At 63.2% G+C, this 12,173-nt stretch carries 13 protein-coding genes; 6 read left to right on the top strand and 7 right to left on the bottom strand.

The features are described from left to right. The first annotated feature begins 65 nt into the window (after window positions 1-65). Window positions 66-1,007 carry a chemotaxis protein CheV gene (locus tag K5607_RS12335; RefSeq protein ID WP_221047187.1) on the top strand — a complete coding sequence of 314 codons (942 nt, stop codon included), beginning with the start codon at window positions 66-68 and terminating at the stop codon, window positions 1,005-1,007. A gap of 88 nt (window positions 1,008-1,095) precedes the next feature. On the opposite strand, the gene ilvD is transcribed toward K5607_RS12335, so the two are convergent. The 4 genes from ilvD to K5607_RS12315 all read right to left on the bottom strand — a co-directional run bounded on the left by ilvD (window position 1,096) and on the right by K5607_RS12315 (window position 5,808). Further along, entirely contained in the window at window positions 1,096-2,796 is a 1,701-nt protein-coding gene (gene ilvD, locus K5607_RS12330; RefSeq protein WP_054773372.1) for a dihydroxy-acid dehydratase, read from the bottom strand. A 74-nt stretch (window positions 2,797-2,870) separates the two neighbouring features. Beyond that, window positions 2,871-3,539, bottom strand: coding sequence for a TIGR04211 family SH3 domain-containing protein (locus K5607_RS12325; protein ID WP_221047186.1), 669 nt, complete (start codon window positions 3,537-3,539; stop codon window positions 2,871-2,873). Window positions 3,540-3,715: 176 nt separating this feature from the next. Then, window positions 3,716-4,621, bottom strand: a complete 906-nt coding sequence (gene argF, locus K5607_RS12320; RefSeq protein WP_221047185.1) for an ornithine carbamoyltransferase — start codon at window positions 4,619-4,621, stop codon at window positions 3,716-3,718. 11 nt (window positions 4,622-4,632) lie between these two features. Then, complete coding sequence (locus K5607_RS12315) at window positions 4,633-5,808, bottom strand: aspartate aminotransferase family protein (protein ID WP_221047184.1); 1,176 nt, start codon at window positions 5,806-5,808, stop codon at window positions 4,633-4,635. A 240-nt stretch (window positions 5,809-6,048) separates the two neighbouring features. Between K5607_RS12315 and grxD the strand changes: the two genes are divergently transcribed. Beyond that, window positions 6,049-6,366, top strand: coding sequence for a Grx4 family monothiol glutaredoxin (gene grxD, locus K5607_RS12310; protein ID WP_054774076.1), 318 nt, complete (start codon window positions 6,049-6,051; stop codon window positions 6,364-6,366). Here the strand turns inward: grxD and rnt are convergent. Beyond that, complete coding sequence (gene rnt / locus K5607_RS12305) at window positions 6,356-7,000, bottom strand: ribonuclease T (protein WP_221047182.1); 645 nt, start codon at window positions 6,998-7,000, stop codon at window positions 6,356-6,358. The two genes, grxD and rnt, sit on opposite strands and share 11 nt — an antisense overlap. 214 nt (window positions 7,001-7,214) lie before the next feature. Between rnt and K5607_RS12300 the strand changes: the two genes are divergently transcribed. After that, window positions 7,215-7,967, top strand: coding sequence for an MlaA family lipoprotein (locus tag K5607_RS12300; protein ID WP_221047179.1), 753 nt, complete (start codon window positions 7,215-7,217; stop codon window positions 7,965-7,967). 135 nt (window positions 7,968-8,102) lie between these two features. Then, window positions 8,103-8,909 carry an MlaA family lipoprotein gene (locus tag K5607_RS12295; RefSeq protein WP_054774075.1) on the top strand — a complete coding sequence of 269 codons (807 nt, stop codon included), beginning with the start codon at window positions 8,103-8,105 and terminating at the stop codon, window positions 8,907-8,909. A gap of 79 nt (window positions 8,910-8,988) precedes the next feature. Here the strand turns inward: K5607_RS12295 and mobA are convergent, their stop codons facing one another. Then, complete coding sequence (gene mobA / locus K5607_RS12290; protein WP_054774074.1) at window positions 8,989-9,603, bottom strand: molybdenum cofactor guanylyltransferase MobA; 615 nt, start codon at window positions 9,601-9,603, stop codon at window positions 8,989-8,991. 28 nt (window positions 9,604-9,631) lie between these two features. Here mobA and K5607_RS12285 point away from each other — a divergent pair, with 28 nt between their 5' ends. Then, window positions 9,632-10,099 (top strand): DUF302 domain-containing protein, encoded by a 468-nt coding sequence (locus K5607_RS12285; protein WP_217995027.1) that lies wholly within the window; start codon window positions 9,632-9,634, stop codon window positions 10,097-10,099. A gap of 7 nt (window positions 10,100-10,106) precedes the next feature. After that, entirely contained in the window at window positions 10,107-11,189 is a 1,083-nt protein-coding gene (gene thiO, locus K5607_RS12280; protein WP_221047178.1) for a glycine oxidase ThiO, read from the top strand. A 135-nt stretch (window positions 11,190-11,324) separates the two neighbouring features. On the opposite strand, the gene K5607_RS12275 is transcribed toward thiO, so the two are convergent. Beyond that, a complete protein-coding gene (locus K5607_RS12275) occupies window positions 11,325-12,020 on the bottom strand; it encodes an SDR family oxidoreductase (RefSeq protein WP_221047176.1) in 696 nt (231 codons plus the stop codon). Window positions 12,021-12,173 lie beyond the last annotated feature (153 nt).

The following is a 12,173-nucleotide window of genomic DNA, read 5'->3' as shown; positions in this document are numbered from 1 at the left end:
CTCCGCATTGGCGCCCGGATGGTGCCGTGTCCGCTAAATGTTTTCCCACATCAAGGGGCTAACCAATGGTTGGATTACTCGACGGCATCGATAAGCGCACCAATCTTGCCGGCCATAACCGTATCGAGTTGCTGCTATTCCGTTTGGAAAACGGCCAGCGCTTCGGAATCAACGTCTTCAAGGTACAGGAGGCGATTCAGTGCCCGGTGTTCACCCAGGTTCCCCGCTCCCACTCGGTGGTTTGCGGTATTGCCAATTTACGCGGCAAGACGGTGTCCATCATCGATTTGTCCATGGCTGTCGGTGGCGCTCCCCATCCGCGGGACGGCAGCGGCTACGTCATCATCACCGAATACAACCGTTCCACGCATGGGTTCCTGGTCGCTTCGGTGGAGCAAATCATCCATTTGGAATGGAGCCAGATATATCCGGCCCCGAAGGGCGTGGGGGCCGGCAGTTATATGACGGCGGTGACCCAATACAACAAGGAGTTGGTGGAAATCGTCGACGTGGAGAAGGTGCTGACGGAAGTCATCGGCGTGGATGAGCATCTGTCCGATAGCTTGGTGGTGGACAGCCCGGCTGAGGCGCACCACGTGCTGGTGGTGGACGACTCCAGCGTCGCCCGCCATCAAGTCAAGCAGGTGCTGGATGCGCTAAAAGTCACCTGCACCCTGGCCAAGGATGGACAGGAGGCGTGGGAGCAGTTGCAAGCCTGGCTGAAAGAAGGCAAGGATTTGCCCTCATACTTGTCGTTGGTGATCTCGGACATCGAAATGCCGCGCATGGATGGATACACGCTGACCACCCGCATGCGCGCCGATCCCCGTACGGCGGACTTGTACATTTTGCTGCATAGCTCCCTGAGCGGGGTTTTCAACCAGTCCATGGTGGAGAAGGTCGGCGCCGACAAATTCCTGGCCAAATTCGTGCCGGACGAGTTGGCTACTTTGGTCAAGGATTGCTTGACGGAACACCGCAGCCATTCCACGGCGTCGGCGGCTTAGCCGCCGACGGTTGGGGCATTCCCTCGGCCAGGGACGCGAAAGCCCGTCGGCTCGTGGCGAGCCGACGGGCTTTCGTTTGGGTAAGGCTTTACAGTTCGCCCAAATCCTTATCCGTCACGGCGCCTTCCGAAGCCGAGCTGGCCAGCTTGGCGTATTTCGCCAGCACGCCCTTGGTGTAGCGCGGGGCGGGCTTTTGCCATTGGGCCAGGCGGGCGGCGATTTCGCCGCTGTCCACGTGCAGGGTCAGCTCGCGGGTTTCGGCGTCGATGGTGATCTGGTCGCCGTTGCGCACCACGGCCAGCGGGCCGCCGGTGTAGGCTTCCGGGGTGATGTGGCCGACCACGAAGCCGTGGGTGCCGCCGGAGAAGCGGCCGTCGGTGATGAGGGCGACTTCCTTGCCCAGGCCTTTGCCCATGACGGCGGAGGTGGGGGAGAGCATTTCCCGCATGCCGGGGCCGCCCTTGGGGCCTTCGTAGCGGATGACGATGACGTCGCCCTTGGTCACCGTGCCGTCCAGGATGCGCTGCAGGGCTTCTTCCTCGCAATCGAACACGCGGGCGGAGCCGGTGAACTTGAGGCCTTCCTTGCCGGTGATCTTCGCCACCGAGCCTTCCGGCGATAGGTTGCCGCGCAGGATCACCAGGTGGCTGTCTTTCTTGATCGGGTCGGACAGGGGCCGGATCATGTCCTGGCCGGCCGGGTAATCCGGCGCTTCCGCCAGGTTCTCCGCCAGGGTCTTGCCGGTGACGGTGAGGCAGTCGCCGTGCAGCAGGTCGGCCTTCAACAGCTCTTTCATCAAGGGCTGGATGCCGCCGATTTCCACCAGTTCCGCCATGGCGTAGCGGCCGGAAGGCTTCAGGTCGGCCAGCATGGGCACGCGGGCGCCGATGCGGTTGAAGTCGTCCAGGGCGAGGTCCACGCCGCAGGCGTCGGCCATGGCCAACAGGTGCAGCACGGCGTTGGTGGAGCCGCCTAAGGCGATCACCACGGTGATGGCGTTTTCGAACGCCTTTTTGGTCATGATGTCGCGCGGGCGGATGTTCTTTTTCAGCAACTCCAGCACGGCGGCGCCGGCCCGTTCGCAGTCCAGCAGCTTGTCGGTGGACACGGCGGCTTGCGCGGAGGAGCCGGGCAGGCTCATGCCCAAGGCTTCGATGGCCGAGGCCATGGTGTTGGCGGTGTACATGCCGCCGCAGGAGCCGGGGCCGGGGATGGCCTTGGATTCGATGGCGTGCAGCTCGCCGTCGTCGATCTTGTCGTTGGCGCGCGCGCCGACGGCCTCGAACACGGAAACGATGTCCAGCTTTTTGTCGCCGTGGCAGCCGGTCAGAATCGTGCCGCCGTAAACGAACACCGAAGGACGGTTGAGGCGCGCGATGCCGATCATGCAGCCGGGCATGTTCTTGTCGCAGCCGCCGATGGCCACCACGCCGTCGAAGCCCTGGCAGCCCACCACGGTTTCGATGGAGTCGGCGATCACTTCCCGCGACACCAGGGAGTACTTCATGCCTTCGGTGCCCATGGAGATGCCGTCGGAGATGGTGATGGTGCCGAACACCACCGCCTTGCCGCCGTGGCCGTCCACGCCCTTGGCCGCTTCCAGCGCCAGCTTGTCGATGTGCATATTGCAGGGGGTGACCATGCTCCAGGTGGAGGCCACGCCGATCTGCGGTTTCTTGAAGTCCGCGTCGGTGAAGCCCACGGCGTGCAACATGGCGCGGCTGGGGGCGCGCTCCATGCCGTCCACCACTTGGGCGGAATAAGTGCGGGTTTGGTCGTCGTTGCTCATAGCAATGGGTCTCCGGTTGCCGGCTGTGTTGGGTGGTAACGAAGGCGGGCCGCTTGAGGCGGCCCGCTGGGTGGTTAGAAGCTGTCCCAGCCTCGGCGTCTGCCGCCGGACAGTTTGGGTAGGATGAAGCCGAGCAGGATGCCGCCGAGCAGGACGCCGGCCCCTTTCATAAACCAGTCTTGGGAGTCTTTCTCCGCCAGGGTTTCTTTTTCCCGGCGCAGGTTTTCCAGCTCGTTTTCCAGCGCGGCGGTTTTTTCCAGCAATTGGTTGCGCTCTTCCAGCAGCGCTACGCTGCCGGCCGAGGCCTGGCGGATCTGCGCCGTTTCGTTGTTCAGGCGCTGCATTTGCGCGATGGCCTCTTCCTTGGCGTTGTTGGTGTCGCCGATCTGCTTTTTCAGGCTGTCCAACTCTGCGTGCAACTGCTTGTTTTCCTGGGTCAGGCTATCCAGCTTTTGCGTGGTGTCCTGCAATTGGGCGCGGGCCAGCGGTTGGGAAGTGATGTGGCGGGTGAGTATCCAGCCGTCGGCGCCGCTCTCGGATACGACGTGGGTGTAGCCCGCTTCCTTGTCCTCTTCCAGCACGGTGAGCTTTACGCCGGAATGGAGCACGCGGACGATCTTGTTCTGCAGGCTGGGGCCGCTGCGCAATTGGGCTTCCAGCTTGTCGCTGACGTAGGCGGTTTCGTCGGCCGTCGCGGAGGCGAAGGGGATAAGCAGGCAGGCTGCGAGGATCAGCTTTCTCACCGGATGTTCCTTCAAGGTTTGCGAGTCGTCGCGTTTGGGGCGGGATTCTAGCAGGAAACCGCCTGGGCCTAGAAATTGGCTGCGCCCGCCGTGGGAGAAAGATCACACTAAGCCGGGCGCGCCTCTGCGGGTAGCGAATGCCGTTTAGGCGTTAAAGCGCACGGAATAAAAACCCATCAGGCTGCCGTCGGCGCCAGCAGGAATTCCAGCAAGGCCTTTTGCGCGTGCAGACGATTTTCCGCTTCGTCCCATACCACGCTTTGCGGGCCGTCGATGACTTCCGCGCTCACTTCCTCGCCGCGATGGGCCGGCAGGCAGTGCATGAAGATGGCGTCGGGCGCCGCCAACCGCATGAGAGCGGCGTCCACTTGGTAGTCGGCGAAAGCCAGTCGGCGCTTTTCCTGTTCTTCCTCCTGGCCCATGCTGGCCCAGACGTCGGTGACCAGCAGGTCCGCGCCGGCGGCGGCGCTCTTGGGATCGCGCAGGATTTCCACGTGGCCGCCGGCTTTGGCGGCGATGGCCGCGTCCGGCTCGTAGCCTTCCGGGCAGGCGACGCGCAGCTTGAAGTCCAGCAATACGGCGGCTTCCATATAGGAGTTGCACATATTGTTGCCGTCGCCGATCCACGCCACGGTTTTGCCGCGGATGTCGCCGCGTTGTTCGAAGTAAGTCTGCATGTCGGCCAGCACCTGGCAGGGATGCATCAAGTCGGTGAGGCCGTTGATGACCGGCACGCGCGAATGGCGGGCGAAGGTTTCCACCGTGTCGTGGCGGAAGGTGCGCAGCATGATGCCGTCCACCATGCGCGACATGACGCGGGCGCTGTCTTCGATAGGTTCGCCGCGGCCCAGCTGGGTGTCGCGCGGTGACAGGAAGATGGCGTTGCCGCCGAACTGCGTCATGGCCACTTCGAAGGAGATGCGCGTGCGGGTGGAGGACTTTTCGAAAATCATCCCCAGGGTTTTGTTCTTCAGCGGCTCGTAGATGCCGGTTTGGTGCTTCAGTTCGATGGCGCGGCGCAGCAGGAGGCGGAATTCGTCGCTGCTCAGGTCGAATAAGCTGATGAGGTGTCTTGGCTTCATGGCCGTTGTGCTTAGGGTGTTGTAGACAAAAAGGCCTCGACCAAGTCGCCGAGTTGGGCGATCAACTGGTCGGCGGCGGCGTCTTCCATGACCAAGGCCGGCAACAGCCGGATGGTTTTGTCGGCGGTGACGTTGATGAGCAGGCCTTGTTCCAGGGCTGCGCCCACCAGCGGCAGGCAGGGCCGGTCCAGCTCGATGCCCACCATCAGTCCCTGGCCGCGAATTTCCGTTACGCCGGGGAGGGCGGCGAGACGGGCGCTCAGGCCTTGCCGCAGTCTTTCGCCCAGCTGCGTGGCGCGGGCCGGTAAATTCAGTTTTTCCATTTCGCCCAGCACCGCCAAGCCCACGGCGCAGCCCAGAGGGTTGCCGCCGTAAGTGGTGGCGTGTTGGCCGGCCTTGAGCAGGCCGGCCGCCGCGCCGTGGGCCATGCAGGCGCCGATGGGGAAGCCGTTGCCCAGCGCCTTGGCCAGGGTGCACACGTCGGGCAGGATGCCGTTGCGCTGGAAGGCGAAGAAGGTGCCGGTGCGGCCGATGCCGGTCTGCACCTCGTCCAGCATCAGCAGCCAACCGCGCGCATCGCAGAGTTCCCGCAGGCGGTTGAGGTAGTCGGGCGCCGGCACTCGCACTCCGCCTTCGCCCTGCACCGGCTCCACCAGGATGGCGGCGACGCTGGGATCGTCGATGTGCTCCACCGCGTTCACATCGTTGTAAGGCACGCGGATGAAGCCTTCCACCAGGGGCTCGAAGCCGGCCTGCACCTTGGGGTTGCCGGTGGCGCTCAGGGTGGCGAGGGTGCGGCCGTGGAAGCTGCCTTCCATGACGATGACGGCCGGCCGTTCGATGCCTTTGTCGTGGCCGTGGCGGCGGGCGATTTTCAGTGCCGCTTCGTTGGCTTCGGCGCCGGAGTTGCTGAAGAACACGTTGTCCATGCCGCTGAGGCGGACCAGCTCGGCGGCCAGCTGTTCCTGGCGCGGAATGCGGTAGATGTTGGAGGTATGCACCAGCCGGCCGGCCTGTTCGCACAGGGCCTGCTGCACGGCGGGGTGGGCGTGTCCCAGGCTGCACACGGCGACGCCGGAGATGGCGTCCAAATAACGCTTGCCGGACTCGTCCCACAGCCAAACGCCTTCGCCGCGGTCGAAGGCCACGGGTTGGCGGGCATAGGTTGGCATGACGCAGTCGTTCATCGGTTTCCTGATCTCTGAGGGCGTAAAAATAAAAAGGCAGTCCAAAAGACTGCCTGTACGCATTGGCTCGGGATTATATAAGAATCGTTCGGCAAGGCAAGTTACAGCCTTCCAGGCCGCGCCGTTCAAGGGCGCCGGCCGTGTCGGGGTGGGCCGCGGACGGTTATGCCTTTAGCGTTGGGGCGGAAAATTGATAGAATTTGTCGGGATTAATGTCGCAACGAACCACAAGGTGCCATGATGAACGTTATCGAGCGTATCGAGTCCCAGCTCAAGGGCCATCCCGTATTGCTTTATATGAAGGGCACGCCGGCTTTTCCCCAATGCGGTTTTTCCGCCCGCGCCGTGCAGATCCTGGAAGCCAGCGGCGCCGCATACGAAACCGTCAACATTTTCGACGATCCCGAACTGCGGGAAGCGCTGAAGGAATATTCCCATTGGCCGACCTATCCCCAGCTCTACGTGAACGGCGAGTTGGTCGGCGGTTGCGACATCATGATGGAAATGCACCAGAGCGGCGAATTGCAGAAGCTGCTGGGCGGCGCGGTCAAGCAATAGCCGAGGCTTCCGGCGCCGCCGCGGCAACCAAGTCCTTCCAACGGTTGACGATGCCGCAGAACAGTTCGGCCGTGCGTTCGGCGTCGTAGACGGCGGAATGGGCCTGGCTGTGGTCCCAGTCCATGCCGGCGGCGCGGGCGGCCTTGGCCAGCACCGTCTGGCCGTAGGCTAGGCCGCAAAGCGTGGCGGTGTCGAAGGTGCTGAACGGATGGAAAGGGTTGCGCTTGATGCCGCAGCGATCCACCGCCGCGTTGAGGAAGTTCAGGTCGAAGGCCGGGTTGTGGCCCACCAGGATGGCCCGGGTGCAGCCGTGGCGCTTGACGGCCGCCCGTATGGGCTGGAAGATTTTTGCCAGGGCTTGCTCTTCGTCCAGGGCGATGCGGAAGGGGTGGTAGGGGTCAATCTTGTTGAAGTCCAGCGCCGCCTGGTCCAGCTTGGCGCCGGGGAAGGGCGTGACGTGGCTATGATGCACTTCGGCAATGCCTATGCGCCCGTCTTCATCCATGTCCGGAATGACGGCCGCGATTTCCAATAGGGCGTTCTTGACGGGATCGAAACCGGCGGTTTCCACGTCGACGATGACGGGGAGGTATCCCCTGAAACGTGATGCTAAAGGCGATTTTTGACTACACATATGAGCGCTGAAAGGTGAGAATACGGCTTGGGTTAGGTTCCCGCCATTGTTCGGCGGGACCGCGAGCGCTCGGCGGCTCGATCATTTGCACTGAGGTTAATGTACAGCAAGTACTTGCTGATAATAAATATTCGATAGGACGAATTAGGAAAGAAAGATGATGAAGAACAGGTCGTTACGGGTGGCGCTTTGGCGTAGTTTGTGTGGCGTTGGGATGGCGGCAGCGATAGCCGGTTGCGCTCCCGCAATCACCGAAAGCCATGTGGCGGAGGCGCAGCAGCACGATCCGCGGGATCCTTACGAGGGCTGGAATCGGGGCGTTCAGTCCTTCAACGATTCGTTGGACGACCACGTCATGAAGCCCATCGCAAACGGTTACCAGTGGATTATGCCCGGATTCGCCGATAAGGGCGTGACCAACTTCTTCAGCAACATGAACGACATTACCGTGACGCTGAACGACCTACTGCAGGCGAAGTTCCTGCAAGGCGGCATGGACGCCGGGCGTTTCCTCGTCAACACCACGGTGGGCGTGGCCGGCTTGGTGGACGTGGCGAGCATGATCGACCTGCCCAAGCACGAGGAGGACTTCGATCAGACCCTCGGTACCTGGGGCGTGCCCACCGGACCTTACATCGTCCTGCCGTTGCTCGGCCCCAATTCGCCGCGCGGTTTCGGCGGGTTGATCGGCGATACGGTGGCGAACCCGTCCACCTACGTCGGCGCGGGGATCGGGTCCGCGCTGTACGCCTTGCGTTTGGGCGACAGCCGTGCCGATTTGTTGAGCGCCACGAAGATCGTCGACGAGGCGGCGTTGGACCGTTACGAATTCATCCGCAACGCCTATTTCCAGCAGCGCAACTATCTGGTGCACGACGGCAATCCGCCTCGCCAAGCCGGTTTCGAAGACGAGCTGGACAAGGAGATGGAAGAGAGCTTGAGCGAAAGCGAAAAGAAGAAGCCGTAACGGTGGGCGCTTGTTCCATGGAGACGCCGTCCGGCGGGCGGCCGTCCCATGGCTCGAAGATTTGTCGGGTTTATGCTACTGTGTGACGATAGATTGCCGGTCTTCCCTATCCGATTAAGACGAGTGGAAAGAGAAATGAACAAGAACGAGTCGTTGCGGAACGCCCTGTCGCGCTGTCTGCTTGGCGTCGCCATGGGGGCTGCGCTGGTCGGCTGCGCTCCGGCCGTCACCGAGAGCAAGGCGGAACTGGTGCAGCAGCTGCACGATCCTCGCGATCCCTACGAGGGTTGGAACCGCGACGTGCAGTCGTTCAACGACGGCTTGGACGACTACGTCATGAAGCCTTTGGCCCACGGCTACCAGTTCATTACCCCTTCCTTCGTCGATAAGGGCGTGAGCAATTTCTTCAGCAATATCGACGATATCGCTGTGACGTTCAACGACCTGCTGCAGTGGAAGTTCCTGCAGGGCGGTATGGATGCCGGGCGTTTCCTGGTCAACACTTCGGCCGGCGTGGGCGGCTTCATCGACGTGGCGAGCATGATCGATTTGCCCAAGCACAATGAAGATTTCGATCAAACGTTGGGCGCTTGGGGCTTGCCGACCGGACCGTACATCGTCCTGCCGCTGGTCGGTCCGAGCACGCCGCGCGGGTTGGGCGGCCTGGTGGGCGACACCCTCACCAATCCCTTTACCTATGTGGGAGGGGCGGCCATCAGCTCGGGCATCTATGCGTTGCGCATGGTTGACGCTCGCGCCGATTTGCTCAGCGCCTCGAAGATCGCCGACGAAGCGGCGCTGGATCGTTACGAGTTCATCCGCAACGCTTACTTCCAGCAGCGCGATTATTTGGTTTACGACGGCCATCCCCCTCTCAAGGAAGGCTTCGAGGACGACTTGGACCAGGAAATGGAAAACAGTCTGGAACCGAACCAAAAGTAGCATTGCGGCGGGCCCTGCTGCGGCCGCGGCGAGAACCCCTGGCGGATGAATCCGTCCAGGGGTTTTTTGTGGTCGTCAGCTAGGCGATTTCTTTTTCCAAGGCGGCCAGTTCTTCCGGCGTGTTGGCGTTGCGGAACAGCGCCGGCGCGTCGCTGAAATCCACCACCGCCAGCCTGTGCCGCCGCAGCCACCCTTCGGCTTTGCGCTCGCCGCTGTCCATATAGGCCGACAAGCTGTTCGCCAGGTCGCTCTTCAACACGGCGAATACCGGGTTGAGCCGCGCGCCGTCGTGGGCCGTGCAGGCTTCGGCGTCTTGCGCCAACAGCGTGTCGTACAGACGCCGTAGCTGCGCCGGTTGCAGCAAGGGGCAGTCGCAGGGCACCACCAGCACATGGGGCGTTTGCGCCGCGCGCAGGGCGGCCAGCATGCCGGCCAGGGGACCTTCGTATCCGTCGCCGGCGTCGCCGATCACCGGATAGCCCAGTTGTTCGTAAGTTTCCCGGTAGCGGTTGGCGTTGATCAACACGCGGCCGGCCACTCGGCCAAGGGCGTCCAGGGCGTAAGCCGCCAGCGGCCGGCCGCGGAACGGGATCAATCCTTTGTCGCGATTGCCCATGCGGCGCGCCTCGCCGCCGGCCAGGACCACGCCGGTCAGTGTTGCGATGGGTTGCGGAATGCTAAGCTGTTCGGCCATATGCCTGATTCGACGGAGGTGGGACGTGATGGCTAAGCGATGGTTGGTTACTCTGGCCGCATTGTGGCTGGTTTGGTGCGTGCCGGCGGCGATGGCCGCCAACAGTGAGGCAACGGCGGGTTATTATCAAGTGGAAAGCGCCAAGCCGTTTCAGGATGTGGTGGACGACTTGAAGCTGATCGTCAGCGAAAAAAATTTCCGTCTGACCGGCCACAACCAATTGGGCAAGGCGCTGCGCGAGCGCGACGGCGAGCCCTTTCCCGACTACGACGTGCTGCAATTCTGCAACCTGGGCTACGCCAAGGAATTGCTGAAAATCGACCCGGACGCCATCCGCTACATGCCTTGCACCGTGGCCGTCTACAGCAGGAACGGCAAAACCGCGGTGGTGGGCCATACCTTGCCGACGGATACCGCCAATCCGCAGCTGAACCAGTTCGGCGTCAAGATGAACGGCATCCTTAAGGAAATTATCGATTACGCGGCGAGGCGCTGAGATAGCAATGACCGACATTCTCATCATAGGCGGCGGCGTCGCCGGGCTTTTGACCGCGCGGGAGCTGTTGCAAGGCGGCTCGCGGGTGACGCTGTTGGAAAAAGGCGTGGTGGGCGGCGAGTCGTCCTGGGCCGGCGGCGGCATCCTGTCGCCGCTGCGGCCTTGGCACGAGGCCGACGCCATCAACCGCCTGTGCCGCTGGAGCCAGGCTTACTACCCGGAGCTGGCCGACTCCCTGTCGCAGGGCAGCGGCACCGACCCGGAATGGTGGCGCTGCGGTGCGCTGTATTTGGACATGGATGCCGCCGAACGCGGTTCGGCACGGGCTTGGTGCGCCTCCTCGGCGGCGGCCTGCGACGAGCTTAACGCCGCCGCCGTGGCCGACATGGAGCCGGCCCTGCGTCTGGCCGCCGGGGACAGCTTGTGGTTGCCGGCCACCGCCCAGGTGCGCAACCCGCGCTTGCTCAAAGCGCTGAAAGCCGACGTGCTGCAACGGGGCTTGCAGTTGCTGGAGGGTGCCGGAGTGGAAGGCCTGCGGCAAGCAGACGGCAAGGTGACGGGCGTGGAAGTCGGCGGCACGCTGTTGACGGCGGATCGCTACGTGGTCACCGCCGGGGCCTGGTCCGAAGGCCTGCTGCGCTTCGTGCAGGTGGAGCCGGTGAAAGGCCAGATCGTGCTGTTCCAAGCGCCTCCCGGCCTGTTGGGCCGCATCGTCCTGTCCGGCAACCGCTACCTCATTCCGCGCCGCGACGGCCACATCCTGGCCGGCAGCACGGTGGAGCGGGCCGGCTTCGACAAAAGCCTCACCGACGCCGCTCTGGCCGAACTGCAAGCCTTCGCCTTGGACATTCTGCCCGCCCTGGCCGACTGCCCCATCGAACGGCAATGGGCCGGATTGCGGCCGGGCACCGCTTCCGGCGTGCCCTACATCGGCGTCCATCCGGAAATTTCCAACCTGTATTTCAACTGCGGCCACTTCCGCAACGGCCTGGTCATGGGCCCGGCCTCGGCGCGGCTGCTGGCCGACCTGTTGCTGGGCCGCGAGCCCATCGTGCCGCCGCAGCCTTACGGTCTGGACGCGGCGCATTGAGGGAGGCCGCTATTAACTGTGATCGTCTCGTTGCCCTGCGCCGCCACTTCCGGTTCCCTCTCCCTCAGGGAGAGGGAGGATTACAGCCCTTCATCGGCAGCGAAGGGGCAATGCCGACCGCTAGCACGCGGAATATCACCAAGCCAGCGGCTTGCCCAGGTAATTGACGAACTCCCCGCTGTGGCGCAAATCGAAGTGCTCCACCTGCTGGCGCATGCCGCGCACGCTTTCCTCCGCCTGCAACGGCGCGTTGGCGCCGCCCATGTCGGTCTGCACCCAACCCGGATGCACCAGCAGGAAACCCACGCCGCGCGGCCGTAAATCCAAGGCCAAGCTGCGCACGGCGGCGTTCAGCGCCGCCTTGCTGCTGCGGTACATCAGCGAATGTCCGCTGGAGTTGTCCGCCATGCTGCCCATCAGGCTAGTCACCGCCACCACCAATTTGCGTTCGCCGCGCAACACGTGGGGCAGGAACGCCTCGGCCATTTTCACCGGCCCCAGGGTGTTGATGCGCAACACCTGTTCCCACAAGCCGTAATCCATGCTGCCGAAATCGTTTTGGTCGTTGTCGCCGTAGACTCCCGCGTTGTTCAACAACACGTCGACGGCGCGGCCGCGCAGCTCCTCCGCCAGGCGGTCGATTGCGGCGTGGTCCGCCACGTCCAGCGCGTGGATTTCCAGGCCCCCGTGGCGCTTGGCCAACCCATGCAAGGCCTTGGAATTGTCGGGGTCGCGGCAGGCGGCCAGCACCCGCCAGCCCGCCTCCGCGTATTGACGGCAAAACTCTAGCCCCAAGCCTCGGTTGGCGCCGGTGACGAGTACGGTGTGCATGGCAAACTCCTGATGGTTGACGTTGGCGGCATGGTGGGAAAAAGCGCCTGCCGCGTCAAGTGCGCCATCGCGCGGCGAAACGTGGAATGCACCGGCTCTATCCGGTTTCGCCGCCGGAGCTAACCAGACTAGGCAGCAGGGATTCCTTTGTTC

This window comes from Methylogaea oryzae (genome assembly GCF_019669985.1).
Classification (GTDB): domain Bacteria; phylum Pseudomonadota; class Gammaproteobacteria; order Methylococcales; family Methylococcaceae; genus Methylogaea; species Methylogaea oryzae.
This window is presented reverse-complemented; position numbering and strand designations above follow the sequence as displayed.

What these genes read in the sequence shown, in the direction of transcription:
- K5607_RS12335 (WP_221047187.1), top strand. Translation starts at nt 66, where the DNA reads ATGGTTGGATTACTCGACGGCATCGATAAGCGCACCAATCTTGCCGGC.
- ilvD (WP_054773372.1), bottom strand. Translation starts at nt 2,796, where the DNA reads ATGAGCAACGACGACCAAACCCGCACTTATTCCGCCCAAGTGGTGGAC.
- argF (WP_221047185.1), bottom strand. Translation starts at nt 4,621, where the DNA reads ATGAAGCCAAGACACCTCATCAGCTTATTCGACCTGAGCAGCGACGAA.
- K5607_RS12315 (WP_221047184.1), bottom strand. Translation starts at nt 5,808, where the DNA reads ATGAACGACTGCGTCATGCCAACCTATGCCCGCCAACCCGTGGCCTTC.
- grxD (WP_054774076.1), top strand. Translation starts at nt 6,049, where the DNA reads ATGAACGTTATCGAGCGTATCGAGTCCCAGCTCAAGGGCCATCCCGTA.
- rnt (WP_221047182.1), bottom strand. Translation starts at nt 7,000, where the DNA reads ATGTGTAGTCAAAAATCGCCTTTAGCATCACGTTTCAGGGGATACCTC.
- K5607_RS12300 (WP_221047179.1), top strand. Translation starts at nt 7,215, where the DNA reads ATGGCGGCAGCGATAGCCGGTTGCGCTCCCGCAATCACCGAAAGCCAT.
- K5607_RS12295 (WP_054774075.1), top strand. Translation starts at nt 8,103, where the DNA reads ATGAACAAGAACGAGTCGTTGCGGAACGCCCTGTCGCGCTGTCTGCTT.
- mobA (WP_054774074.1), bottom strand. Translation starts at nt 9,603, where the DNA reads ATGGCCGAACAGCTTAGCATTCCGCAACCCATCGCAACACTGACCGGC.
- K5607_RS12285 (WP_217995027.1), top strand. Translation starts at nt 9,632, where the DNA reads ATGGCTAAGCGATGGTTGGTTACTCTGGCCGCATTGTGGCTGGTTTGG.
- thiO (WP_221047178.1), top strand. Translation starts at nt 10,107, where the DNA reads ATGACCGACATTCTCATCATAGGCGGCGGCGTCGCCGGGCTTTTGACC.
- K5607_RS12275 (WP_221047176.1), bottom strand. Translation starts at nt 12,020, where the DNA reads ATGCACACCGTACTCGTCACCGGCGCCAACCGAGGCTTGGGGCTAGAG.